General features: G+C 68.8%; 19 protein-coding genes. 9 read left to right on the top strand and 10 right to left on the bottom strand.

The features are described 5' to 3' along the window. Positions 1–32: 32 nt before the first annotated feature. A complete protein-coding gene (locus C469_RS15075) occupies positions 33–2549 on the bottom strand; it encodes a BGTF surface domain-containing protein (protein WP_147587328.1) in 2517 nt (838 codons plus the stop codon). A 229-nt stretch (positions 2550–2778) separates the two neighbouring features. Here C469_RS15075 and C469_RS15070 point away from each other — a divergent pair, with 229 nt between their 5' ends. After that, positions 2779–3234, top strand: a complete 456-nt coding sequence (locus C469_RS15070; RefSeq protein ID WP_008008134.1) for a zinc ribbon domain-containing protein — start codon at positions 2779–2781, stop codon at positions 3232–3234. Positions 3235–3582: 348 nt separating this feature from the next. On the opposite strand, the gene C469_RS15065 is transcribed toward C469_RS15070, so the two are convergent. The 4 genes from C469_RS15065 to C469_RS15050 form a co-directional block, all read right to left on the bottom strand. Next, positions 3583–4257: a DUF7500 family protein gene (locus tag C469_RS15065; protein WP_008008133.1), complete on the bottom strand. Its 675-nt coding sequence runs from the start codon at positions 4255–4257 to the stop codon at positions 3583–3585. Positions 4258–4343: 86 nt separating this feature from the next. Further along, a complete protein-coding gene (locus tag C469_RS15060) occupies positions 4344–5051 on the bottom strand; it encodes an archaellin/type IV pilin N-terminal domain-containing protein (RefSeq protein WP_008008132.1) in 708 nt (235 codons plus the stop codon). Positions 5052–5053: 2 nt separating this feature from the next. Next, positions 5054–5629 (bottom strand): archaellin/type IV pilin N-terminal domain-containing protein, encoded by a 576-nt coding sequence (locus C469_RS15055; RefSeq protein ID WP_008008131.1) that lies wholly within the window; start codon positions 5627–5629, stop codon positions 5054–5056. Between the two features lie 325 nt (positions 5630–5954). Then, positions 5955–6293 (bottom strand): hypothetical protein, encoded by a 339-nt coding sequence (locus C469_RS15050; protein ID WP_008008130.1) that lies wholly within the window; start codon positions 6291–6293, stop codon positions 5955–5957. A 183-nt stretch (positions 6294–6476) separates the two neighbouring features. Here C469_RS15050 and C469_RS15045 point away from each other — a divergent pair, with 183 nt between their 5' ends. After that, positions 6477–6815: a helix-turn-helix domain-containing protein gene (locus C469_RS15045; RefSeq protein WP_008008129.1), complete on the top strand. Its 339-nt coding sequence runs from the start codon at positions 6477–6479 to the stop codon at positions 6813–6815. Between the two features lie 51 nt (positions 6816–6866). Here C469_RS15045 and C469_RS15040 read toward each other — a convergent pair whose 3' ends face one another. Beyond that, entirely contained in the window at positions 6867–7595 is a 729-nt protein-coding gene (locus C469_RS15040; protein ID WP_008008127.1) for an RAD55 family ATPase, read from the bottom strand. 144 nt (positions 7596–7739) lie between these two features. Between C469_RS15040 and C469_RS15035 the strand changes: the two genes are divergently transcribed. Further along, positions 7740–8303: a response regulator transcription factor gene (locus C469_RS15035; RefSeq protein WP_008008125.1), complete on the top strand. Its 564-nt coding sequence runs from the start codon at positions 7740–7742 to the stop codon at positions 8301–8303. 42 nt (positions 8304–8345) lie between these two features. Here C469_RS15035 and C469_RS15030 read toward each other — a convergent pair whose 3' ends face one another. Continuing rightward, positions 8346–9767: a single-stranded-DNA-specific exonuclease RecJ gene (locus C469_RS15030; protein ID WP_008008123.1), complete on the bottom strand. Its 1422-nt coding sequence runs from the start codon at positions 9765–9767 to the stop codon at positions 8346–8348. Between the two features lie 157 nt (positions 9768–9924). Between C469_RS15030 and C469_RS15025 the strand changes: the two genes are divergently transcribed. The 3 genes from C469_RS15025 to C469_RS15015 all read left to right on the top strand — a co-directional run bounded on the left by C469_RS15025 (position 9925) and on the right by C469_RS15015 (position 14754). Then, positions 9925–11247, top strand: a complete 1323-nt coding sequence (locus C469_RS15025; protein WP_008008121.1) for an O-acetylhomoserine aminocarboxypropyltransferase/cysteine synthase family protein — start codon at positions 9925–9927, stop codon at positions 11245–11247. Positions 11248–11251: 4 nt separating this feature from the next. After that, complete coding sequence (gene metX, locus C469_RS15020; protein WP_008008120.1) at positions 11252–12550, top strand: homoserine O-acetyltransferase MetX; 1299 nt, start codon at positions 11252–11254, stop codon at positions 12548–12550. 551 nt (positions 12551–13101) lie between these two features. Next, positions 13102–14754 (top strand): long-chain fatty acid--CoA ligase, encoded by a 1653-nt coding sequence (locus tag C469_RS15015; RefSeq protein ID WP_008008114.1) that lies wholly within the window; start codon positions 13102–13104, stop codon positions 14752–14754. 22 nt (positions 14755–14776) lie between these two features. On the opposite strand, the gene C469_RS15010 is transcribed toward C469_RS15015, so the two are convergent. Continuing rightward, positions 14777–15232: a DUF5807 family protein gene (locus C469_RS15010; RefSeq protein WP_008008107.1), complete on the bottom strand. Its 456-nt coding sequence runs from the start codon at positions 15230–15232 to the stop codon at positions 14777–14779. 324 nt (positions 15233–15556) lie between these two features. Between C469_RS15010 and C469_RS15005 the strand changes: the two genes are divergently transcribed. Together C469_RS15005 and C469_RS15000 are read left to right on the top strand one after the other, a co-directional pair. Beyond that, complete coding sequence (locus C469_RS15005; RefSeq protein WP_008008104.1) at positions 15557–18040, top strand: DEAD/DEAH box helicase; 2484 nt, start codon at positions 15557–15559, stop codon at positions 18038–18040. A gap of 46 nt (positions 18041–18086) precedes the next feature. Next, complete coding sequence (locus C469_RS15000) at positions 18087–18311, top strand: antitoxin VapB family protein (RefSeq protein ID WP_008008103.1); 225 nt, start codon at positions 18087–18089, stop codon at positions 18309–18311. Between the two features lie 8 nt (positions 18312–18319). Here the strand turns inward: C469_RS15000 and C469_RS14995 are convergent, their stop codons facing one another. Both C469_RS14995 and C469_RS14990 read right to left on the bottom strand, forming a co-directional pair. Continuing rightward, positions 18320–19423 (bottom strand): molybdopterin-dependent oxidoreductase, encoded by a 1104-nt coding sequence (locus C469_RS14995; protein WP_008008102.1) that lies wholly within the window; start codon positions 19421–19423, stop codon positions 18320–18322. A gap of 40 nt (positions 19424–19463) precedes the next feature. Continuing rightward, positions 19464–20291 (bottom strand): MBL fold metallo-hydrolase, encoded by an 828-nt coding sequence (locus tag C469_RS14990; RefSeq protein ID WP_008008101.1) that lies wholly within the window; start codon positions 20289–20291, stop codon positions 19464–19466. 183 nt (positions 20292–20474) lie between these two features. On the opposite strand from C469_RS14990, the gene C469_RS14985 reads away from it, so the two are divergent. Beyond that, on the top strand, positions 20475–21500 hold the full coding sequence (locus C469_RS14985; RefSeq protein ID WP_008008100.1) for a succinylglutamate desuccinylase/aspartoacylase family protein: 1026 nt from the start codon (positions 20475–20477) through the stop codon (positions 21498–21500). Positions 21501–21519: the final 19 nt, after the last annotated feature.

The raw sequence follows: 21519 nt of genomic DNA, 5'->3' as shown, positions 1-21519 counted from the left end.
GGGGAGACCGGACCCGGCGAGGCGGACCGCGCTCAGACCCAGTGCCCGAGGAGGTACGCCGCCCCCACGAGGACCGTCCCCCCGAACGTCTCCCGCGTCCCAATGCCGAAGGGGAGGACCGTCGCCGGCGCGTCGTCGGGGGCGTCTTCCTCACCGCCCCCCGACGGCTCCTCGTTCGATTCTCCGTCGTTCGACTCTCCGTCGTTTGACTCTCCGTCGTCCGACTCTCCGTCGTTTGACTCTCCGTCGTCCGCGTCCCCGCCGTCCGACTCGTCGCCGCTCGCCTCGGCGTCGCCGTCCGGTCCATTTGCCCCCCCTTCTTCGTCTTCCCCGCCTTCTCCGTCTTCCCCGCCTTCTCCGTCTTCCCCGCTCGCTCCATTGGCCGCTTCCGAGGCGTTCTCACCGTCACCGGGCTCGTCGACGCGCGTCACTGACGGGTCCGCCTCCACGGTCAGCGTTCCGTTCACGCTGTGGCCGTCGATCGCCAGCTCGTACGGGTACTCGTCCGGCTCCAATCCGGCATTCGTCTCGGCGAACGTCTCGTTTTTCGAGGCCTCCGGCCCGACGGTCACATGGCGTTCCTCGACGATCCTCCCGTCGTCGATGTCGAGCGACAACCGCTCTCGGGTCTGTAGCTGCCCGACGTTTCGCACCGCGGCAGTGAGGTTCGACAGCGACTCGCCCCTCGTCACCGTGAGGTTCGTCGTCGTCCCGTTCGCCAGCCGCAACTGGGCGGGCTCTTCGGCGTCGTCGACGACGAGGATCGACCGGCTGTCCTGGAGCGACTGTCCCCGATAGAGCCGGTAGCTCGCCTTCGTCCCGGGCGCGGCGTCGGCGAGTCCGCTGTCGACGGAGAAGTTCCCGTCGTCGATCGCCAACTCGGACTCGGTCCGCGACGGTCCCTCGTCGTCGTCTCTAACGATCGTCGCCGACAACTCCGTCACGGGCAGGATCGAGGTCGTCCCGGTGACCGTCTCGTTGCCGGCCTCGACGAGGAGGTCGCCGTCGGCGGTGACGTGGTCGTACCGGAGGTAGCGCTCGCGGACGCTGAACGACGCCTCGGCGCTCACTCGACCGTCCGCGCTCCCGTGGTAGGGGTACTGCTCTGACACTCGGTCGTCCGTCTCTGAACGCGGTTCGAAGGCGGCTGGCGGCTCTTGGCCGTCGCGGAACGCGTACCGCTCGCCCTCGGTGCCCTCGAGGGCGAACTCGACTGCGAACTCGTCGCCCGGCTCGGGGTCGCCGATGAACGGACCCCCGTCGCTCGTGTCTATCGCGAGGTAGAACCGACTGGGCGCCCGATCGCTGTCCCCGCGTTCGAGCGACTCCCCCTCGGCGAGATAGAGCGCGACGTCCTCCGGATCGGCGTTCGCGAGGTCGAACTCCGCTCTCCGCTCGTTTCGCCCGGGATTCGTCTGTCTGATCCGCAGTGAGACGCCCTCCTCCGCGTCGAGGAGGTCGGCGAGGACGCGGTGATCGATCTGGCTCCCGGGCTCGATCGACTCGCCGGACCGCCGCTCGGCGAAGTACGAGAGCGCTCCCCAGATCCCGGTCGATTCGAAGCCGAGCACGACGCGGTCGCCCTTCGTCACCGCCGCGCGGTCGAGCCCGTTCTCCCTGAGCGCGCCGAGCGACTCGGTCCCGCCCTCGCCGTCGCCGATGACCTCGCTGTCCGCGGTCGTGAACACCTCGGCGTCGTCGTCGAACGTCGGCTCCCGTAACACGAGGTCGGACTCCGCGGCCACCTTGACCGGATCCACCGCGCCGGAGTCACGGACGATGAACGTCCCGTTCGTGACCGCGAGCCGGTACCGCTGCGGGACGAGGGGGCGCGCGAGGCCGCCGGCGCCGGTCGCCCCGGACAGCTCCGAGAGGTTCTCCGCGATCACGTCGCCGCCCTCGTTCTTGAACTCGAGGTCGCAGTCGACGCCGGAGGCGCTGCAGCTGTCGACGTCGCTCTCGTTCGTCCCGAGAAGTCGCGTGTTGATCGTCGTCGACCCGCCGGACGCCTTGACGACGTCGACGAACCCGACGGTTCCGCCGGAATCGGTGAGGCGATTCCCACCGATCAGGAGGTACGCGCTGTCGTTGCCGGACGCGCTGATCGCGTGCCTGATCTCCACCGGATCCCCCGCGGTCCCGGTGTACGTCGGTCGGCTGAACGCTCCGCTGATCTCTTGTCGGGCGGCGCCGTCCGATTCCGCCCCATCGTCGGTCGCGATCGCCGGGGCCACCTCGCCTCCTTCGGTCGCCGTCGTGTCTCCTCCTCCGGTCGCCGTCGCGTCTCCTCTCTCGAGGGCCGCCGCGGCGGGTCCCGCGGCCGCCGCACCGACGAACGAGAGGAGCACCGCGAGCGCGACGAACACGACGCGGAGCTGCGAGAGCCGAGTGCGGAGCGTCACCCCCGTCTCCTCTCCCGCGTCCCCCCCGTTCGGTTTGGTGTGTAAACCGGCGCGCTTGGCACGCGAATCTACACGTCCGCCGCGGACGTTGGCTACCGTCGGCCGGCCGGACCGATCCGCGTCGTCCGGTGAAGAGCTGGAGGTCATCGTGGTGTTCGTTTCGTCTCGACGAGCCGAGTCGCTTCGACGGCCCGCCGTCTGTTGGTACGCCCTCGGGATCTCAGCGACTAAAGCGTACCCTCCCGATTATCGAGTCGGAGAACCGGACCGGCTCTCCGGGAACGTGAAACGAACCGAATCGACAGACAGCAGCGGTATCTGGCCGTCAGCAAAGCTCCGAAGAGTTAAGTCCGCCCGTGGTGCCCTTTCGATGAGGATGAAGACCTGCCCCCGGTGTGACTCGTCGCTCGACGACGAGGCCCGCTACTGCGTCGATTGCGGCGCCCCTCAGACGGAAGACGCCGCCGAGGAGCTCGACGAGTACGTGCAGCGGCAGGCCCAGCAGATGACCGCCGGCTCCGGAGGTGCGGGCGGCGAGAACGACGGGACCGACGGCGGCGAGTCCGGGTTCGTCCCGACCGATCAGCTCACCGACCGCGAGCAACTCTGGCGCCGCGGTTGTTACGTCCTCGGCTACGGGACGATCGTCGTCGCGCTCACGCTCGTCCCGCAGATCGGCGCCTTCCCCCTGATACTCGGCGGGATCGCGATCCTCCCGCCGATCCGTCGCCTGACCGCGGAGCCGCTCGGGAGCCCGCTGAAACGCGAGGTGATGGCCGGGCTGTACGCGGTGTTCGCGCTGCTCGGCGTCGCGCTGCTCGTTCTTTTATAAGCAGGTACCCGGCTCTGGTGCAGCCGGGAGTGGAACTTGTCGATCGAAGACGACGACGCGATATGTGACTGCTCGTGAGAGCGCGACATTGTTTATAAACAAACGGCGGTGGCGCGCGCTGCCGAGCGCCCAGCGGGCGCGAAGAGAACGGCGAGTGAGTCGCTCGCCAGAGGCGAGCGAAGAGGCTGGGGAGGCGTGAGGTGCGGTAAGGTGCGGTAAGGTGCGGTAAGGTGCGGAACGGGGAGGGACTCAAAAGGGCAGCCGTTGAGGCTTTGGAAGTGCTCCTATCGATCCACCGTCGTTCAGTTATAAATCGTCGCCAACGACACGCGATCCGACGTGCTCCCGCTATTCGATCCGGAACCCGCCCGAATCCTCCGCCGCGCGCACGAGGTCGCCGATGCTGTCGCTCGCCGTGAGTCCCTGGCTCGCGGCGAAGCGCTTGATCGCCACCGGCGGGATGTCGACGGTCGTCTCGCTCGCGACGAGCAGGAGCCCGAGCGCCTCGGGCGTCGGCGAGTTCGGTCCCGCGTTGGACGCGAACCACGACACGAGCGAGTCGAACGTCGCCGTCACGTCGTTCGAGACCATCCGCTGGCGGGTGGTGTCGCCGTCGACGTGGAGCGTCGCGTCGATCCCGTAGGTGAACCCGTCGTCGTCGAAGGAGCTCGCCAGCCACCGGCTCACCGACTGCCGGTCGACTTCGGAGGCGCCGCGGGCGCCTCGTTGGTGGCTCGCGGGGTCGGCCTGCGGCCGACCGCTCGCACCGCCCTGCGGGTGGCCGCCGCCGGGATCCGGGGGCCGTCGCTCCGCCGGGTTCGCTGGGTCCGCCGCCGTGAAGCCCGTCTCGTCGGCGGGGGACGGGTCCGGCTGCGACCGGCGGACGTTGGGCCGGCCGTTCGTCCCGACGACGTACCGGCTCTCCCCGATCTCGACGACGCTCTCGTCGTCGGTGAAGTCGAGCTCGTCGGGGTCGGCCGGCGTCGCCTCCGGGTCGGCCGTCGGTGCGTCGTGGTCACTCATGGCGTAGCCGTGGTGATGCGAGAAAATAGGTGTTCCGGGCGAACCGATTCCGCCGGGACAGTGGTTAGGGGGCTGTTCGAGGCTCGTTAGAGCCGGACCGCTTCGCCGTCCTCGGTGAAGAGGTCGGGGGCGTTCAGTTCGACCGAAGTCGTCGCCGACGACGGCGAGACGATCTCGAGCGACGAGGTCTGACCCTCACCGAACGCCTCCTCGGCGCTGTCGTTGTGTGCGTAGGTGTAGCCGTCACCGTCAGCGTAGACGTTACCCTCCGTGATACTCCCGAACGGCTGCGTACCGGGGTTCACGACGATCGTGTAGTCCGTGTCGTCGTCGAGTACGGCATCGCCGCCGTCGACGAACTCACCGTTCGAGTCCTGAACGCCGAACTCGCTCGCGTTGAGCTGGCTCGCGTTCGCGATGGTGTCCCCACCACTAGCGTTCGTGTCTGTGAAGACGAGGTTCGCCTGTCCGTTCGGTCCGACCGCTTGAAGAGTCGATTCCGACAGGTCAATCTGGTCGGCCCCGGCAGCGCCGGAGACGCTGATCTTGATCGACTCCAACTCACCCGTGCTGTTGTTGCCGACGATGCCGACCTCGCTCGTCACGTCGATCCGTTCCGACACGAGGTCGGTGCTCTCTTGACCGGTCGCCTCCGCTTGGGACTGAAGGAAGCCGGCCGTGTTGATCAGGACGCCGGCGGCGATCGCCGCAACCAGGACCATCGCGATGAACACGATGAGCGTCCCGATACCAACCTGACCGCGGTCCTCACTGTTGTTGATGAATTCGAACATTGTTACAGCCTCACAGACGTCTGTTCATCGGTCAGCGTCGTCGGGACGCGAAGTTCGGCCGACGTGGTCGCTCCTGAAGCCGTCGTGAAGGTGACCGACAAGCGGTCGCCGCCCTCAAGCGGCTCGTAAATGTCGCTGGTCAGGTCGATCCCGATATCGGCACGGTCGCTGGCGTCGGTCAGCACGACATCACCCTCTTCTCCGGTGTAAATGTCGATACTGGCGTTCTCATCGCTGAGCTGGAACGTCTCCTGTCCGCTCGTTCCGATGAGTTCGACGCTCGTCTCGTTGAGATCGATGTTGCCAGCACCGGGTGACTGCGCCACGGTGATGTTCAGATGATCAACCTCTCGAGGCTCACCGGTCACGTTCCCGGACTGGCTCACGACCTGCAGCCGGTCGCTCACCTGACTCGTACTCTCCTCGCCCGTCGCCTCCGCCTGCGTCTGAAGGAAGCCGGCCGTGTTGATCAGGACGCCGGCGGCGATCGCCGCCACCAGCACCATCGCGATGAACACGATGAGGGTCCCGATCCCCACTTGACCGCGCTCTTCCTCGTCCAGTAGTGTTTCGAACATTGTGTGTTGCGTTGGCCCCCGGCCTGCCCGGCGGGCGTTATCGCTAGGGAGTGGAATTTCCCTATTAAAGACTCCGTGCCGATTATTCGAACTGATAAAACACTGCAGTGTTGCGGTTTTCAGGTTCTATTTAGGATCATAATTTCTGAAAATATCAACGATATCGCGATCCGATTATCGGCTCTGGATCTCTGATCGCTCGGTATCACCGGTCGGATCGACGGCGATCGGCAGACGAATATGCGGCGCTAGCGGGCGTGCTCGCCGAGATGATCCGCTTCAAACTCCCCAACCAACTCGGTCGCTCCGGCGGTTTCGCTCCGCCTCAGCGGTCCTGGATCCGTGCCAGCTCCGAGTCGGGGATCACGAACTCCTGCGTGCCGGGCTCGTACACCGCGAGGCTCCCGGCGACCAGCGCCATCGACGCCGCCAGCAGGCCGGTGTTGACGAGCAGCAGCGCTTGCGGATTCGCGAACGCGGTCCGGAAGGCGGCGACGGGCGTCGCCACGGCGGCGACGACGACGAGCCCGAACCCCACCGCGAGGTACGCCATCGCCGTCCGCCCCGACGACCGGTACGCGGAGACCGCGAACGCGAGCAGCGTCGCGCTCGCGCCCGCCAACACGGTGGTCGTCACGAGATACAGCCCCTCGATGAGCTCCATACGCACCGTGGCCGGAGTCGGGTTATAAATCTGCGGTGGCGGCTATCACCGTCGATAACACGCGTGAATCGGTAGATGCGAGCGAACCCCGTTAGGGCGGCCGACGTGCCACCGGACCGGATTCTCGCGCCGGAGCGATCACCGGTATCCTTTTAAGACAAAAAATCAACAGCGATAACGTGAATGGTGGGGGACGATCTGATCACGGTGCTCGGCAACAAGTACAACACGGACATCCTGACCGCGACCGGTGACGCGAAGTCCGCGCAGGACCTCAGCGACGAGCTCGACGTCCCGATCGCGACGTGTTACCGTCGGATCAACGAGCTCGAGGAGGCCGACCTGCTCGAGCTCCACGACCGCCCGCTCTCGGACGAGCACCGCCGCGTGAAGGTGTACCGCCGGAAGGTCGACGGCGTCGAGGTCGACTTCCGCGACGGACTCACCGTGGAGGTCGAGGAGCGCTCTGCGGTGAAAAACCGCCTCGACGACGTGTGGCGCGACCTCTCGTCGAGTCAGTAACCGTCGCTCGTCCCCGCGACACCGCGTTTTCCCCGCTCGGGCCGTCCGGAGTCAGAACGAGGGGTTCTCGGACCGCCCCATCATCGAGAACCCGCCAGCTCGTTCGTGGACGGTGATCCCGCCCTCACCGATTTCCATCGGGAAGATGTCGGTGTCGATGTCCTGTTTCCGCATCTTCGCCACCCACACGTACCGGTTGACACCGGAGTCGGTCGGCGTCTGGATGAAGTAGATGTTCCCGTCGGTGAGGAAGTTCTCCAACCCGACCTCGGTGTCGGGGAACACCGCGCCCTGCTCGTTGATGAGTAGTGAGGTTAGCCCGTTCGCCTTGAGGATGTCTGAGAACTTCAGGAGGTACGTCCGCTTCTCCTGTTCGGCGTCGAAGAAGAGCTGGAACATCGACAGCGAGTCGAGTACCAGCCGGTCGAACTCCCCGTCTTCGATCGTGTCTAGCAGCTTGTCGACCGCCGTCGAGAAGTCGGTCTCGCGCAGCATCTCGCGTTTGTCGAGGATGACGATGTCGCCGCTGTCGACGAGGTCGCCGAACCCCTCCAACCCGATCGACTCGGCGGCGCCGCGGATGTCCGCCTCGTCTTCCTCGAAGGAGACGTACACCCCTCGCTCGTCGTGTTCGGTGACGCCGTGGTGGAGGTACTGGATCCCGAAGATACTCTTGCCGGTCCCGGGGTTCCCGGAGACGAGGACCGTCGATCGCTCCGTGATTCCGCCGGAGAGGATCGAGTCGAGCCCCTCGACCCCAGTGGAGACGAGTTCTGACATTCGTCCCGTCATTGGCGACCGGAGTATATAAAAGACGATCCGACGGGCCGCTCACACGGACGGCGACAGGTTTATTCCTCGACACGCCGCCCCTTCCTGTATGCCCGGTGAAGCGTCCCCCGTCGCCCCCGGCGGTGATCGGCGGTGAGCGAGCCATCGGTCCTCGTCGTCGAGGACGAACCCGACATCGCCGCGCTGTACGCCGGCTTTCTCGAGGAGCGCTACGAGGTCGACCTCGCCGAGACCGCCGCCGAAGCTATCGATCGGGTCGACGGCGCGATCGACGTGGTGTTGCTCGACCGTCGGCTCCCCGACGGAAGCGGCGACGACGTGCTCGAACACATCCGCGAGGCCGGCTACGACTGCCGCGTCGCGATGGTCACCGCGGTCGAACCCGACTTCGACATCATCGATATGGGGTTCGACCTGTACCTCACCAAACCCGTCAGCCGCTCAAAACTGCTCGCGGCGATCGACACGCTGTTGACTCGCAGCGAGTACGACGGCCTGATTCAGGAGGCGGCGGCGCTGGCGAGCAAGCGCGCCGTGCTCAACGCCCAGAAACCGGCCGCCCAGCGCGACGGGAACGAGTCGTACGCCGAACTGGTCGAGCGGCTCGAAGACCTCGACGCCGACATCGACGACCTCGGCGAGTCCCTGTCGTCCGACGACTACCGCGCGATGTTTCGCGACCTCGGCGAGGCCTGACGCGACCGGACCGCGCGGTCTCTCTTCCGCTGTCCCGTTTCGCTACGAGAGCTGTTCGCCGACCAGCCGGTCCGCCTCCGCGAGGAACGCGTCGCGCTCGCCGATCGGGATCGTCGCGCCCGCGGCCACGTTGTGGCCTCCCCCGTCGCCGCCGACGGCCTGGCTCGCCTCGCGCATCACCGCCGAGAGGTCGAGCCCCCGCCGGACCAGCGCGTGCGATCCCCGCGAAGAGACCTTCAGCTCCTCGGCGCTCTCCTCGGCGAACGCGATCACGGGCTTCGAGCGGTCGACCGCCGGCGAGCCGATCGCCATCCCGGCGACGATGCCGACGATCGTCTCGCGGATCCGCGAGCCGGCGTCGAACCACTGGAGGTGCTCCTCCTCGGTGACGCCCTCTGTCTTCACCCACTGAAGCCCTTCGGAGAGGTTTCTCCGGTGATTCCGAAGGAGCCGGCGCGCCTCCGCGAGCGCGTCGCCCCGGTCGCCGAGACACACCGCGAGCCCCACGTCGGCCCGCTCGTACCGGGCGGTGGCGTTGAGCAGCGTGGAGAACTCGCTCACGTCCCGTAGCTCCGTGCCGGGCTCCTCGTCGACGAGGGTGTAGGAGGTCCCGACGAGCGCCTCGATCCGGTCGGCGGGGACGCCGGAGGCGACGGCGCGGCGCATCAGCCCGGACGCGAGCACCTGCCGCTCCTCGCCGTCGAGGTCGACCCAGCGCCGCCACTCCCCGTCGCGTTTCACGTCGATGTCGAGGTCGGTGAGAAAAGCGATCGCGCCCGCCTCGTCGTTCGAGACGCCCGGGATCTTCACGTCCGAGGCGTACTCGAGGAGCTTCGGCAGGGGTCGGGTCTGCCTGCCGTACAGGTCCAGGTCGGTGCGCGTCTCGATGACGCCGGCCTCGACGCCGTCGGCGACGATCGCTTCGTTGGCGCCGACGAGTCCGCCGTCGGAGTCCTGCATGTCTCCGACCGCGCCGACCACCGCCAGCGCGGCGAGGTCGCGGTTGTCCCCGTCCGGCCCCTCGAGCGCGCGGGCGAGCACGTAGCTCGCTCCCGCGCCAGACAGCTCGCTCGCGCCGTTTATTCCCTCCAACAGGGGGTTGAGATGGAACGTCGTTTCGCGGTCGGCCGGCTGGTGGTGATCGGCGATCACGGGGACGAAGTCGCCGCGGTCCTCGTGGTCGGCGATCACGTCGAGCTGGCCGGAGCCGAAGTCGGTGAACAGCACCACGCCGAACTCGCGCGCGGCGATCCCCGCGATCGACTCGGCGTCGAGCTGTTTCTCGAAGACGACCTCGTGGTCGATCCCGGCCCGCGCGAGCGCGGTCGACGCGATCGCGCCGCTCGTGAGCCCGTCGGCGTCGATGTGGGACGCGAGTAGCACGCGGTCCGCGGCGCGGAGCCGGTCGGCGCAGGCGCTCGCGCGCCCGGTGAGCTCCGGGACGGGTGGATCGGCGACTGCCATTACCGACCGTTGGCTCGCGACCGGGGATAAACTCACGCTTCGGGCGGCCGGCGAGAGACGACCGCAACTGCGCCGATCGCGCCGCTTCGACGCAGGCGGAGGCATCACTTGCCGTAACTGGCGGTTATAGATGCATTGAGATATATGCACTACACACATGACACGTGGGTTCAACACCCGGAGTCTCCACGCCGGCGCCGAGGCCGACCCGGCGACCGGGTCGCGCGCGACCCCGATCCACCAGACGACCTCGTTCGTCTTCGACGACGCGGACACGGCGGCGGAGATGTACGCGCTCCGGGCGGAGGGCCACATCTACTCTCGGCTCTCCAACCCGACCGTGGGCGTCCTCGAAGACCGGCTCGCCGACCTGTCGGGCGGCTCCGACGCGGTCGCGACCGGCTCGGGGATGGCCGCGTTCGACGCCATCGTGACCGTGCTCGCGAGCGCGGGCGACAACGTCGTCGCCAGCTCCGAGATGTACGGCGGCACGGCCGCGTACCTCACGAGCATCGCGAACCGCCGCGGGATCGAGGCGCGGCTCGTCGACACGCTCGACGACGAGGCGTACGCGGACGTGATCGACGAGGACACCGCGTTCGTCCACGTCGAGACGATCGCGAACCCCTCGCTCGTCACGCCCGACTTCGAGCGGCTCGCCGAGATCGCCCACGACAACGCGGTCCCGCTCGTCGTCGACAACACGTTCGCGACTCCCTACCTCTGCCGGCCGTTCGAGCACGGCGCCGACGTCGTCTGGGAGTCGACGACGAAGTGGATCACCGGCAACGGGACGACCGTCGGCGGCGTCGTCGTCGACGGCGGCCAGTTCCCGTGGGACCACCCCGATGCCGACTACGGCGAGCTCGACGGGCAGTCGCCGGCCTACCCGATCGACTTCGTCGAGCAGTTCGGCGACGCCGCCTTCGCCAACGTCGCCCGCCAGCGCGGGGTGCGCCCGACCGGCGGCCAGCAGTCGCCCTTCGACGCGTGGCAGACGATCCAGGGGCTCAACACGCTCCCGCTCCGGATGGAGCGCCACTGCGAGAACGCCCGGGCCGTCGCCGAGTTCCTCCGGGACGACGACCGGGTCGACTGGGTGGCGTACCCCGGCTTCGAGGACCACCGGAGCCACGACAACGCCGCCGAGTACCTCGACGGCTTCGGCGGGATGGTCACCTTCGGCGTCGACGGCGGCTACGAGGCCGCCAAGACGTTCTGCGAGGCGGTCGACCTGACGAGTTTCCTCGCGAACATCGGCGACGCGAAGACGCTCGTCATCCACCCCGCCTCGACCACCCACGCGCAGATGGACGAGACCCAGCAGCGACTCGCCGGCGTCTACCCGGAGATGCTCCGGCTCTCCGTCGGGATCGAGGACGCGGACGACGTGATTTCCGACCTCGACCGGGGGTTGGCGGCGGGCGAGCGCGCCGCGGACAGCACGGATATCGACGACGCGGACGACCGGGAGGTGTGACGCCGTGAGCACCGTTCCGACCGATCACGGCGTCGCCTCCCTCGGCGAGTTCGCCTTCGAGTGCGGTCAGTCGGTCCCCGACCTGGAGGTCGCCTACGAGACCCACGGCGAGTTCGACGGCGACAACGTGGTGTTGGTGTGTCACGCGCTCACCGGTAGCCAGAACGTCGCCCGGTCGCCCGCACCCGAGCGCGACGAGGGGACCCGCGGGGCCGGACAGGCCGGACAGGCCCGCGCGTGGTGGGACGACATCGTCGGTCCGGGGAAGGCGATCGACACCACGGAGTACTACGTCGTCTGCGCGAACGTCCCCGGCTCCTGTTACGGCACGACCGGACCGACGAGCGAGCGCCCCGCCGACCTCGACCTCCCCGAGGAGCCCGACCACGACCGGTGGGGCACCGCCTTCCCGCCGGTGCAGGTCGAGGATTGGGCGCGCGCGCAGCGCCGCCTGCTCGACCACCTCGGCGTGGGGCGGCTCCGCGCCGTCGTCGGCGGGAGCGTCGGCGGGATGAACGCCCTGGAGTGGGCGAAGCGCTACCCGGACGACGTCGACCGCGTGGTCGCCATCGCGACCGCCGGGCGGCTCGACGCGCAGTGCCTCGCGCTCGACGCGGTCGCTCGACGGGCGATCCGCGCGGACCCCGACTGGAACGGGGGCGACTACTACGGCGAGGGGCGGCCCTCGCCCGACGAGGGGCTCGCTCTGGCCCGTCAGATCGGCCACATCATGTACCTCTCGAAGGCGTCGATGGAGCGGAAGTTCGGCCGCCGATCGGCGGGCCGCGACTCGCTCACCCGCGAGGAGGGCGACCTCGGGCTCCCGCCGGAGCCGACGGCGGCGTTCTTCCCGTACCGGGAGGTGGAGTCGTACCTCGACTACCAGGCGGAGGGGTTCAGCGAGCGCTTCGACGCCAACAGCTACCTCAACCTCACGCGCGCGATGGACGAGTACGACCTCGCCGCCGGCCACGGCACCGACGCCGACGCACTCGGCGCCTTCGAGGGCGAGTCGCTCCTGTTGAGCTTCACCGCCGACTGGCACTTCACGGTCGAGCAGTCGTCGTCGCTCGCCGACGCCTTCCGCGCGGGCGACGCCCCGGTGGCGCACCACGTGATCGACTCCGACCACGGCCACGACGCGTTCCTCGTCGAGCCCGAACACGTCGGCCCGCCGCTCCGAGACTTCCTCGCGGAGGGCGTCGGGGGCCGCGCCGTCTCCGACGACGGCGGCCAGGACGACGAGTCCGCGCGCCCCGAGCCGGACCACGCGCCGGTTCACGCGAGCCTTTTCAGAGGGTAGTGTACTCCTTTTAAATAATGTCTCAGGTGCGGTCGGCGCGCGCCTCTGAGCGCCCGAAGGGCGCGAAGAGCGCGTGCGAGGTCGCCGGCGCTACGCGCCGGCTGCCAGAGAATCTTCGATTCTCGCTGGACGCGGTGAGCGCTCGAAGAGCGCGAACCGCGAGGCTGGGGAGGTGTGAGGCTGTGCGGTCGGGTGGGACTCAAAGGGGCAGCCGCGAGGACGACTTAGGCGACGAAAGCACCGCAAGGAGCGAGTGAAACGAGCGACTGAGGAGCGCAGCGAGCGTAAGTCGTCCTCGCGGCTGGGGCTTTGGAGGTGTTCACCGTCGATCCGCTGTCAACGTCTTATAAGCGAGCGGCTGGGGCTTTAGAGATGTTCACCGCGTTGCTCACGACCATTGATAACTGCTTGATCAAGCCCTCGGACCGGTCCACCGTTGATCCGTCGTCGACAACGATCTACCAGAGCGTTCGACGCGGTCACCTCGTCGTCCGACGCTCACGATCAATCATGCCAATGTTCATAGTTCTCGACTTCGTGGTGTGTGAGGTATGCCCGGTGGACACTCCCAGACGCTTCGACCGTTCCTGTGGCGCGCCGAACGACTCTACCCCGACACCGAGATCGTCTCTCGGACGCACGAGGGTCGCACGCGGCACACCTACGCCGAGTACGCCGATCGGACGGCTCAACTCGCGAACGCGCTCGACGAGCACGGGATCGAACGCGGCGACAGGGTAGCGACCTTCTGTTGGAACCACACCCGCCACTTCGAGACGTACTTCGGCGTTCCGAGCACGGGCGCGCAGCTCCACACGATCAACCCCCTGCTGCCCGACGAGCACATCCGGTACATCGTCGACGACGCCGAAGACGAGATCGTCTTCGTCGACGCGTCGCTGGCCCCCAAACTCGCCGGCGCGGCCGAGGGCGCCGCCGAGTTCGACGACGTGGACTTCGTCTCCATGGGGTCGTCCGAGATCGACGCGCTCGACGCCACGCCCTACGAGGAGTTCATCGCGGACCAGCCGACTGAGTACAACTGGCCCGAGCTCGACAGCGACCAGCCCGCCGGGCTCTGTTACACCTCCGGCACGACGGGGAAGCCGAAGGGTGTCGAGTACACCCAGTCGATGCTGTGGAGTCACACGATGGCCTCCCAGACGCCGCAGGGGATCCCGATGGAGGACTCCGACGTGGTCATGCCGGTCGTTCCCATGTTCCACGTCAACGCGTGGGGGATGCCGTTCACGGCGACCGCGGCGGGCGCGAAACACGTCTACCCCGGACCGTCGCCGGACCCGGCCGACCTCGCCGCGCTGATCGAGGAGGAGGGCGTGACGGTCTCGGCGGGCGTTCCGACGGTGTGGCTCGGCCTCCGGGAGTACATCGGCGAGGGGAACGACGTCGACCTCTCGACGCTCGACACCGTGATCGTCGGCGGCGCGGCCGCGCCGCAGTCGCTGATCGAGTGGTACGACGACCGGGGCGTCGAGGTGCTCCACGCGTGGGGGATGACGGAGCTGTCGCCGATCGGCACCGTCTCCCACCTCACGAGCGACCTCCGCGACGCCGACTACGAGACGCAGGTCGACAAGCGGTCGAAGCAGGGGCTCGTCGTCCCCGGGTTGGAGTTCGAGGTGATCGACGAGGACGGCGAGGAGATCCCGTGGGACGGCGAGGCGTTCGGCGAGCTCCGGATCCGCGGGCCGTGGGTCACGAAGGAGTACTTCGCTCGACCCGAGGCCAGCGAGGAGGAGTTCGTCGACGGCTGGCTGAAGACCGGCGACGTGGTCACCGTCGACGAGGACGGCTACATCCAGCTCGTCGACCGGACGAAAGACGTGATCAAGTCGGGCGGCGAGTGGATATCCAGCGTCGAGTTGGAGAACGCGATCATGGCCTACGACGGCGTGAGCGAGGCGACCGTGGTCGGCGTCCCCCACGAGCGCTGGCAGGAGCGCCCGGTCGCGTTCGTCGTCGCGGCCGACGGGGTCGACCGCGAGGCCCTGGTCGAGGAGATCGAGTCCGGCCTCCGCGAGGAGTACCCGAAGTGGTGGGTGCCGGACGCGGTGGAGTTCATCGACGAGGTGCCCAAGACCGCGACCGGGAAGTTCTCGAAGAAGGACCTCCGGGAGCAGTACGCCGACCAGTCGCTCGTCGACGGGTCGGTGCCGGAGGAAGACGCGCCCGAGCAGGAGTAGGGGGTCTCTCCGGTTCCGTCTCTCAGTCGTCTCGCTCGCCGACGACCCACTTGTGCGAGTAGCTCTCGCCGCAGGTGCAGTGGGCGTAGGCGTGGACCACGTCGCCCTCGGCGTAGAGACCGCCGACCTCCTCGTTTTGCGCCTCCGCGAACGCGAAGACGAACCGGACCTCGTGCTCGTCGTCGGGGCCGTCCTCGTCTCCATCGCCGTCCGCGAACGGGCACGCGCCGTCGTCGAGCGAGCGAGCGATCTCGCCCTCGGCGCCCATCGCCGTCTTCGCGAACTCCATCGCGCCCATCCCGGTGCCGGCCTCGAACGCGGAGCGGCCGGTCTCGCCGTCGAGGATCAGCCGGACCCCGTCGTCCGTCTCGGTGCCGACGCTGCGGAGCCGGGAGTCGTCGTCGAGGTACGCGTCGCTCAGGTAGAAGACGACGTCGTCGAGCCGCTCGCCCGCGAGGAACTCGTCGAGGTTGCTCATGCCGGCCCGAGGCGCGTGAGCGGTAAAAGGCGTGCGAGTCGCGGTCGGCCGAGCGGCGGTGGGCGTCGCGGTCCGACGAGCGACGGCGTGTATCGCGGGCGACCTCGATGACTGTTCGTGTGGAATCGGAGTAACTGTTAATACGTCCCACTGAGATCCGTCGCGTGATGAGTGCCCAAACGCCATCCGGAGACCGACTCGTCGAGTGGGCGAAGCTGGTCGACGAGGACGTACCGGAGGAGCTCCGCGAGGAGCGCTCCGCCGACCGATAACTTTCACCCCGCTTCGCGAAGGCTTTAGGCCGACGGCGGCGAAGCACCGCTGATGGCGACCGAGGCCGCCGGTATCGATAGACCCCTGCTCGTCGACGACTTCCTCCAGCGGCGCCGCTACCAGCTCCAACTGGCCGACGCCGCCGCCGACGAACACACGCTCGTCTGCCTCCCGACCGGTCTCGGCAAGACGACGGTCAGCCTGCTCGTCACCGCCGAACGCCTCCACGAGGCGGGCGGCAAGGCGCTCTTTTTAGCCCCTACCAAACCCCTCGTCCAGCAGCACGCCGACTTCTACCGCGAGGCGCTCTCGGTCCCGGACGACGAGATCGTCGTCTTCACCGGCGACGTGAAACCCGACGATCGGGCCGCCCTCTGGGAGGACGCCCGGATCGTGATCGCGACCCCGCAGGTCGTCGAGAACGACCTCGTCGGCAACCGGATCTCGCTGCGCGACGTGACCCACTGCACCTTCGACGAGTGCCACCGCGCGACCGGCGACTACGCGTACGTCTACATCGCGGAGCGCTACCACGCCGACGCGGCCGACCCGCTCGTCACCGGGATGTCGGCCTCGCCCGGCGGCGACACCGAGGAGATCGAGACGGTCTGTGAGAACCTCGGGCTCTCGAACGTCGAGGTGATGACCGAGGCGGACGCCGACGTCGACGAGTACACCCACGACACCGACGTGCAGTGGGAGCAGGTGACGCTCCCGGACGAGGTCCTCGCGATCCGCGACGCGCTCAACGAGGTGATCACCGACCGACTGGAGAAGCTGAAGTCGCTCGGCGTGACGAACAAGACGAGTCCCGACCTCTCCCAGCGCGACCTCAACGAGATGCGCGGGAAGCTCAAGAAGATGATGGACAACGACCAGTCGGACGGGTACAAGGGGATGAGCACCCACGCCGAGGTGATGAAGCTCCGGCGCGCGACCGAACTGGTCGAGACCCAGTCCGTCGAGTCCGTCCGACGCTACTTCGAGCGCCAGCGCGAGGCCGCCCGCTCGTCGGGCGCCTCGAAGGCGAGCCAGCGGATGGTCGCGGACCCCAAGGTGCGCGAGGCGATGCGGAAGGCCGAGTCGTTCGACGGGCTCCACCCGAAGTTCTCGAAGGCCCGGATCCTCTTGGCCGAGACCCTCGGGATCAACGAGGGCGAGCGCGCCATCCTCTTCACCGAATCTCGCGACACCGCCGAGGCGCTCGTGGAGTTCCTCTCCGCGAGCTTCGACGTGCGGAAGTTCGTCGGCCAGGGCGACAAGGAGGGATCCGACGGGATGAGCCAGAAACAGCAGCAGGAGACGCTCGACGAGTTCAAGGCCGGCGAGTTCGAGGTGCTCGTCTCCACGTCGGTCGCCGAGGAGGGGCTCGACGTCCCCGAGGTCGATCTGGTCTGCTTCTACGAGCCGGTCCCGACCGCGATCCGCTCGATCCAGCGCAAGGGCCGGACCGGCCGGCAGGCCGAGGGGAAGGTGGTCGTCCTGATGGCCGAGGACACCCGCGACGAGGCGTTCTTCTGGATCTCTCGCCGGCGCGAGAAGAAGATGGCCAGCCAGCTCTCGGAGCTGAAGGAGGCCACCGACGACATCGAGGAGACCGTCGGCGACGACGGGCAGGCCGGCCTCGACGCGTTTTCCGGGGGATCGACCGAGGCGGACGCCGAAGCGGAAGCCGACGATAGCGCGGCTGGCAGTGACGATGGCGACGACGGCGGCGACACTGCCGTCGACGGCGACGCCGGCCTCACCGACTTCGCCGCGGAAGCGCGGGAGAGCGATGAGGACGGGGACGACCGTGAGACGACGCCGAAAGGTGAGGCGGACGACAGCGACGATGGCGCCGACAGCGACGACGACGGCGTCGTTGCCACCGCCGGCGTCGACGAGGGCGTCGAGGTCGTCGTCGACCAGCGCGAGCTCGACTCCGCCATCGCGAAGGACCTCTCGACGCGCGACGGGCTCGTCACCCGGCTGGAGACGCTCGCGGTCGGCGACTACGTGCTCTCCGACCGCGTCGCCGTCGAGCGCAAGTCGGCGGCCGACTTCGTCGACTCGATGCTCGACTCCGACCGGTCGATGTTCGAGCAGGTGGGCGAGCTCTCGCGGGCGTACGCCCGCCCCGTGATGGTCGTCGAGGGGACGAACCTCTACGGCCAGCGCGACATCGAACCCAACGCGATCCGGGGCGCGCTCGCGTCGCTCGCGGTCGACTTCGACGTGAGCGTGCTCCGGACCGAGGACGAGGGAGACACCACGGAACTCCTCGCGACGATCGCCAAGCGCGAGCAGGAGACCCGCGACCGCGAGGTGAGCGTCCACGGCGAGAAGACGACGAAGACCCGCGCGGAACAGCAGGAATACGTCGTCTCCTCTATCGCCGACATCGGCCCCGTCACGGCGCGGACCCTCCTCGAACACTTCGGCACCGTCGAGGCCGTGATGACCGCGCCCGAGGACGACCTTTTGGAGGTCGAGGGCGTCGGCCCGGTGACCGCCGAGCGCATCCGCGAGGTCGTCGGGAGCGAGTACGAGTGAGTTTGGTCGGTGAAACGGTATTGCAATCGAGTGGCAACTGGTTCACATGGCGAAGCGCATTCGTGTCGACGAGGAGACGCACGCCGCCCTCGCGTCGCTGAAGGGCGACGACGAGACCTTCGACAACCTGCTCACGCGGCTGCTCCGCGAGCACCACGAGGACCGTCGGTCCGGGGCCGGTCTCTGGGAAGGAAGCGACGCACCCGAACACGCACGGGAGACGCGCCGGGAACTGAAATCCGGAGTCGATACACGAAGACCGGAGTCCTGACTCCGGGTTCACTCAAACCCGCTCACCAGTGTCACGACCCACTGACCGAGGTCGTACTCCGCCCGGACCTCCACGCGGGTCACCCACTTCACCCACTGGAACCCCCGCCGGTTTGGCGCGACGAGGCGGGCCGGCGCGCCGTGCCCGTGCGAGAGCCGGTCGCCGCCGACGCGGGTCGCCAGCAGGGCGTCTTCCGCCTCCGCTAGCGGGAGGCTCCACCGGTACCCCGTGACCGACGTGAACCGGACGTAGGCCGGCTCGCGGTCTGCGTCCTCGACCGCCGTCCCGCCGGCCGCGTCGAGCAGGTCGCCGACGCGGATCCCGCCCCACTCCTGTACCGTGTACCAGCCGCTCGTGCAGTCGAGCAGCGCCTCGGTCCGGTGGCCGGCGTCGAGTTCGTCGGCGCCGAGCTCGAACGGGTCGCTCACGAGTCCATCGACCGTCAACCGATACGCGTCCCGGTCGATCGGGTCGGGGTCGTCGGCGACCCACGAGGTGATCGGGAAGGCGGCGTTGCCCTCGCCCTCCCGCGGCTGTGACCCGGTGAATCGCCGGTCCGCGCCGGCCGTGTCGAGCAGGTCGTTGACGCCCTGCTGGAGGCGGTACGTCGCCGCCCCCGCGGCGAGCAGGACGGTGTAGCGCACTGCAGTCCGACGGCGCTCGAAGTCGACCCGCCGGGGGAGCCGGAACCGGGTCGTCGCGTGCGCGGCCACGAGCGGGACCAGGGCGAGCCCGAACCCGACGTGGACGGAGAGGAGCGTCCAGTACGAGATCCGCACGTCGAGGCCGAACACCCACGCGGTCCCGGTCGCGAGCGCGCCGAGCGCGGCGACGAGCGTCAGGACCGACAGCGCGGTCGACCGCCGCCACAGGCCGGGATCGGTGAGCCGGCGGCGGACCCGCGCGAGCTTCCACCCGAGGAGGGCGACGATCCCGACGCCGAGCGCGCGGTGGAGCCAGAAGAGCGGCCACCCCTCGGGGACGCCCACGGTGAACGAGACGAGTCCCGTCACTGCCTCGGCGACGACGAACGCGAACAGCGACCAGTCGACCGCGCGCGGCGGCGGCTCCAGCCGGTCGAGCGCGTCGACGACCCGGGATCGAACGCTCATCTCTACCGTGGTACGTGCTAGCGAGACAAAAGGATACAGCTCACAGCTCGTACACTTCCCCGTCCGCCGCGAGCGGCTCCTCGAACGCCTCGTCGGGCGGGTAGTAGTGCGCGAGGTGGACGAGCCGGGTGCGGTCGGCGTCCAGCTCGTCGGCGAGCGCGAGCGCGCCCTCCCGAGTCATGTGCTTCGTGCCGAACGTGCGCGGGACGCCGTCGGGTCCCTCGTGGCGCCCGCCGATCGGGTGGTGTTCGCAGAGCGACGCGGGGACGATGGCGTCGGCGAGGAGGAGGTCGGCGTCGGAAAGCGCCTCGCGGGAGCGCTCGGGGACGTCGTAGCTCGTGTCGCCCGTCAGCGAGAGCTTCGCGCCCGTCTCGGGGTCCTCGACCACGACGCCGTAACACAGCAGCGGCGGGTGGTCGACGGGGACGAACCGGACCTCGAACCCGCACGTCTCGAAGGGCTCGAACGGCGCGCGCGAGTGGACGCCGATCCGGTCTTCGAGGTAGTCGTACTTCGCGCGGATAGTCTCCGCAACGCTCTCGTCGGTGGCGGGGTCGGTCTCGTTCGGCGCGTGGACCGGGAGTCCGTCGACCAGCCGGTAGACGTTGCCGAGGCCGTCGAGGTGGTCGAAGTGGATGTGCGTCACGATGCCGGCGTCGGGCAGCGGCACGTCGTTGTCGAGGAACTGGCTCCGGAAGTCGGGGCTGAAGTCGACGAGCAGCGACTCGCCCGTGCGCTCGTTCGCGACGTGGACCGAGAACCGCGAGCGCGACACCCCGCGTTCGCGCGCCGCGGCGCAGGTGTCGCAGTCGCAGCCGACCGTCGGCGTTCCGGTCGTGTCGCCGGTGCCGAGGAGGGTGACCCGCATCTCGGATCGGGGTCGACGGCCCACGGACTTAGCGTCCGCGGTCGCCCGGCCGGAGCCGTTCCCGTGGTCGGTCGGTCGGAGCCGTACCCGCGGTCGGCCGGTCGAGTCGGCACCCAAGCGCGTGCCGTCGACGCTTCGCCTCTTCGCCCCGATTTATAAGCCCGTTAGGGACGACGCTCCGGTATGCACGACGCTCGCGAACTCGTCCTCGCGCGGCTCCCCTCGGGGAGCCCGATCCGCACGACCGTCCACGCCTACGGCGAGGGGCGCCTCGTCGACGGCGCGGACGGTCCCGAACTCGACGCGCCGACGGACGGCGGCCCCGTCGTCTACGCGCAGGCGGCCCAGCACGGCAGAGAGGTGAACGGGACGGCGGCCCTCCGTCGGCTCCACGAGCGGCTGACGGGAACGGCCGACGACGCGGTCGACGCGGCGGTCTCGGGGACCCTCGTCACCGTCCCGGTCGCCGACCCGCTCACCTTCGACCGGGTCTCGTACACCACGCCGGAGTCGCTCGACGCGGTCCACTCGAACATGAACCGCTGCTGGCCCGGCGACGCCGACGGGACGCTCCACGAGCGGATGGCGGCCCGGCTGTGGCGGTTCGCGAGCGCGGCGGACGCGGTCGTCGACCTCCACACCGGGTCGCCCGCGATGCTCACGCACGCGGTGTACATGGAGGACGACCCGGCCTGCCGAGCGCTCGCGGAGGCGTTCGGCACCGACCTCCTGCTCGCGGAGGCGGCGGGAGACGAGGCGGACGCGGAGTGGGCCGAACGCGGCTTCGCCGGCAAGCTCCGCGTCGCCGCCACCCGCCGAGGGATCCCGACGGTCACCCCGGAGCTCGCGCACAGCCGCGAGGTCGTCCCCGAGGCGGTCGACGCCGGCGTCGACGGACTGCTCGGCGTGCTCCGACACGAGGGCCTGTTGCCCGGCGAGCCGGCGCCGTGGGACGGCACGGTCGCGCGGAACCACCTCGGGCGCGTCGAGGCCGCGGACTCCGGGCTGTTCACCCCCGAGCGAGACCTCTCGGTCGGCGACGAGGTCGAAGAAGGCGACCGCCTCGGCGTCGTTCACGACCCCGCGACGTTCGAGCCGCTCCAGACCGCCGCGGCCGACCGCGACGGGATCGTCTACTCGATCGCTCGCGAGGCGACCGTCACCGCGGGGTCGACGCTCGTCGGCGTGGCCGAGCGGCTGGCGGAGTGAGGTGACGCGACCGGGCGGA

Origin of the sequence: Halorubrum lipolyticum DSM 21995 (assembly GCF_000337375.1) — an archaeon.
Classification (GTDB): domain Archaea; phylum Halobacteriota; class Halobacteria; order Halobacteriales; family Haloferacaceae; genus Halorubrum; species Halorubrum lipolyticum.
The sequence above is the reverse complement of the archived record's forward strand: the minus strand, read 5'-3'. Positions and strand labels throughout refer to the sequence as shown.

Bases quoted from the DNA above. Each gene is read 5' to 3' on its own strand.
- C469_RS14985 (WP_008008100.1), top strand. From the start codon at position 20,475: ATGCACGACGCTCGCGAACTCGTCCTCGCGCGGCTCCCCTCGGGGAGC.
- C469_RS15050 (WP_008008130.1), bottom strand. From the start codon at position 6,293: ATGGAGCTCATCGAGGGGCTGTATCTCGTGACGACCACCGTGTTGGCG.
- C469_RS14995 (WP_008008102.1), bottom strand. From the start codon at position 19,423: ATGAGCGTTCGATCCCGGGTCGTCGACGCGCTCGACCGGCTGGAGCCG.
- C469_RS14990 (WP_008008101.1), bottom strand. From the start codon at position 20,291: ATGCGGGTCACCCTCCTCGGCACCGGCGACACGACCGGAACGCCGACG.
- C469_RS15060 (WP_008008132.1), bottom strand. From the start codon at position 5,051: ATGTTCGAATTCATCAACAACAGTGAGGACCGCGGTCAGGTTGGTATC.
- C469_RS15055 (WP_008008131.1), bottom strand. From the start codon at position 5,629: ATGTTCGAAACACTACTGGACGAGGAAGAGCGCGGTCAAGTGGGGATC.
- C469_RS15065 (WP_008008133.1), bottom strand. From the start codon at position 4,257: ATGAGTGACCACGACGCACCGACGGCCGACCCGGAGGCGACGCCGGCC.
- C469_RS15045 (WP_008008129.1), top strand. From the start codon at position 6,477: ATGGTGGGGGACGATCTGATCACGGTGCTCGGCAACAAGTACAACACG.
- C469_RS15040 (WP_008008127.1), bottom strand. From the start codon at position 7,595: ATGTCAGAACTCGTCTCCACTGGGGTCGAGGGGCTCGACTCGATCCTC.
- C469_RS15000 (WP_008008103.1), top strand. From the start codon at position 18,087: ATGGCGAAGCGCATTCGTGTCGACGAGGAGACGCACGCCGCCCTCGCG.
- C469_RS15015 (WP_008008114.1), top strand. From the start codon at position 13,102: ATGCCCGGTGGACACTCCCAGACGCTTCGACCGTTCCTGTGGCGCGCC.
- C469_RS15025 (WP_008008121.1), top strand. From the start codon at position 9,925: ATGACACGTGGGTTCAACACCCGGAGTCTCCACGCCGGCGCCGAGGCC.
- C469_RS15070 (WP_008008134.1), top strand. From the start codon at position 2,779: ATGAAGACCTGCCCCCGGTGTGACTCGTCGCTCGACGACGAGGCCCGC.
- C469_RS15075 (WP_147587328.1), bottom strand. From the start codon at position 2,549: ATGACCTCCAGCTCTTCACCGGACGACGCGGATCGGTCCGGCCGGCCG.
- C469_RS15005 (WP_008008104.1), top strand. From the start codon at position 15,557: ATGGCGACCGAGGCCGCCGGTATCGATAGACCCCTGCTCGTCGACGAC.
- C469_RS15030 (WP_008008123.1), bottom strand. From the start codon at position 9,767: ATGGCAGTCGCCGATCCACCCGTCCCGGAGCTCACCGGGCGCGCGAGC.
- C469_RS15010 (WP_008008107.1), bottom strand. From the start codon at position 15,232: ATGAGCAACCTCGACGAGTTCCTCGCGGGCGAGCGGCTCGACGACGTC.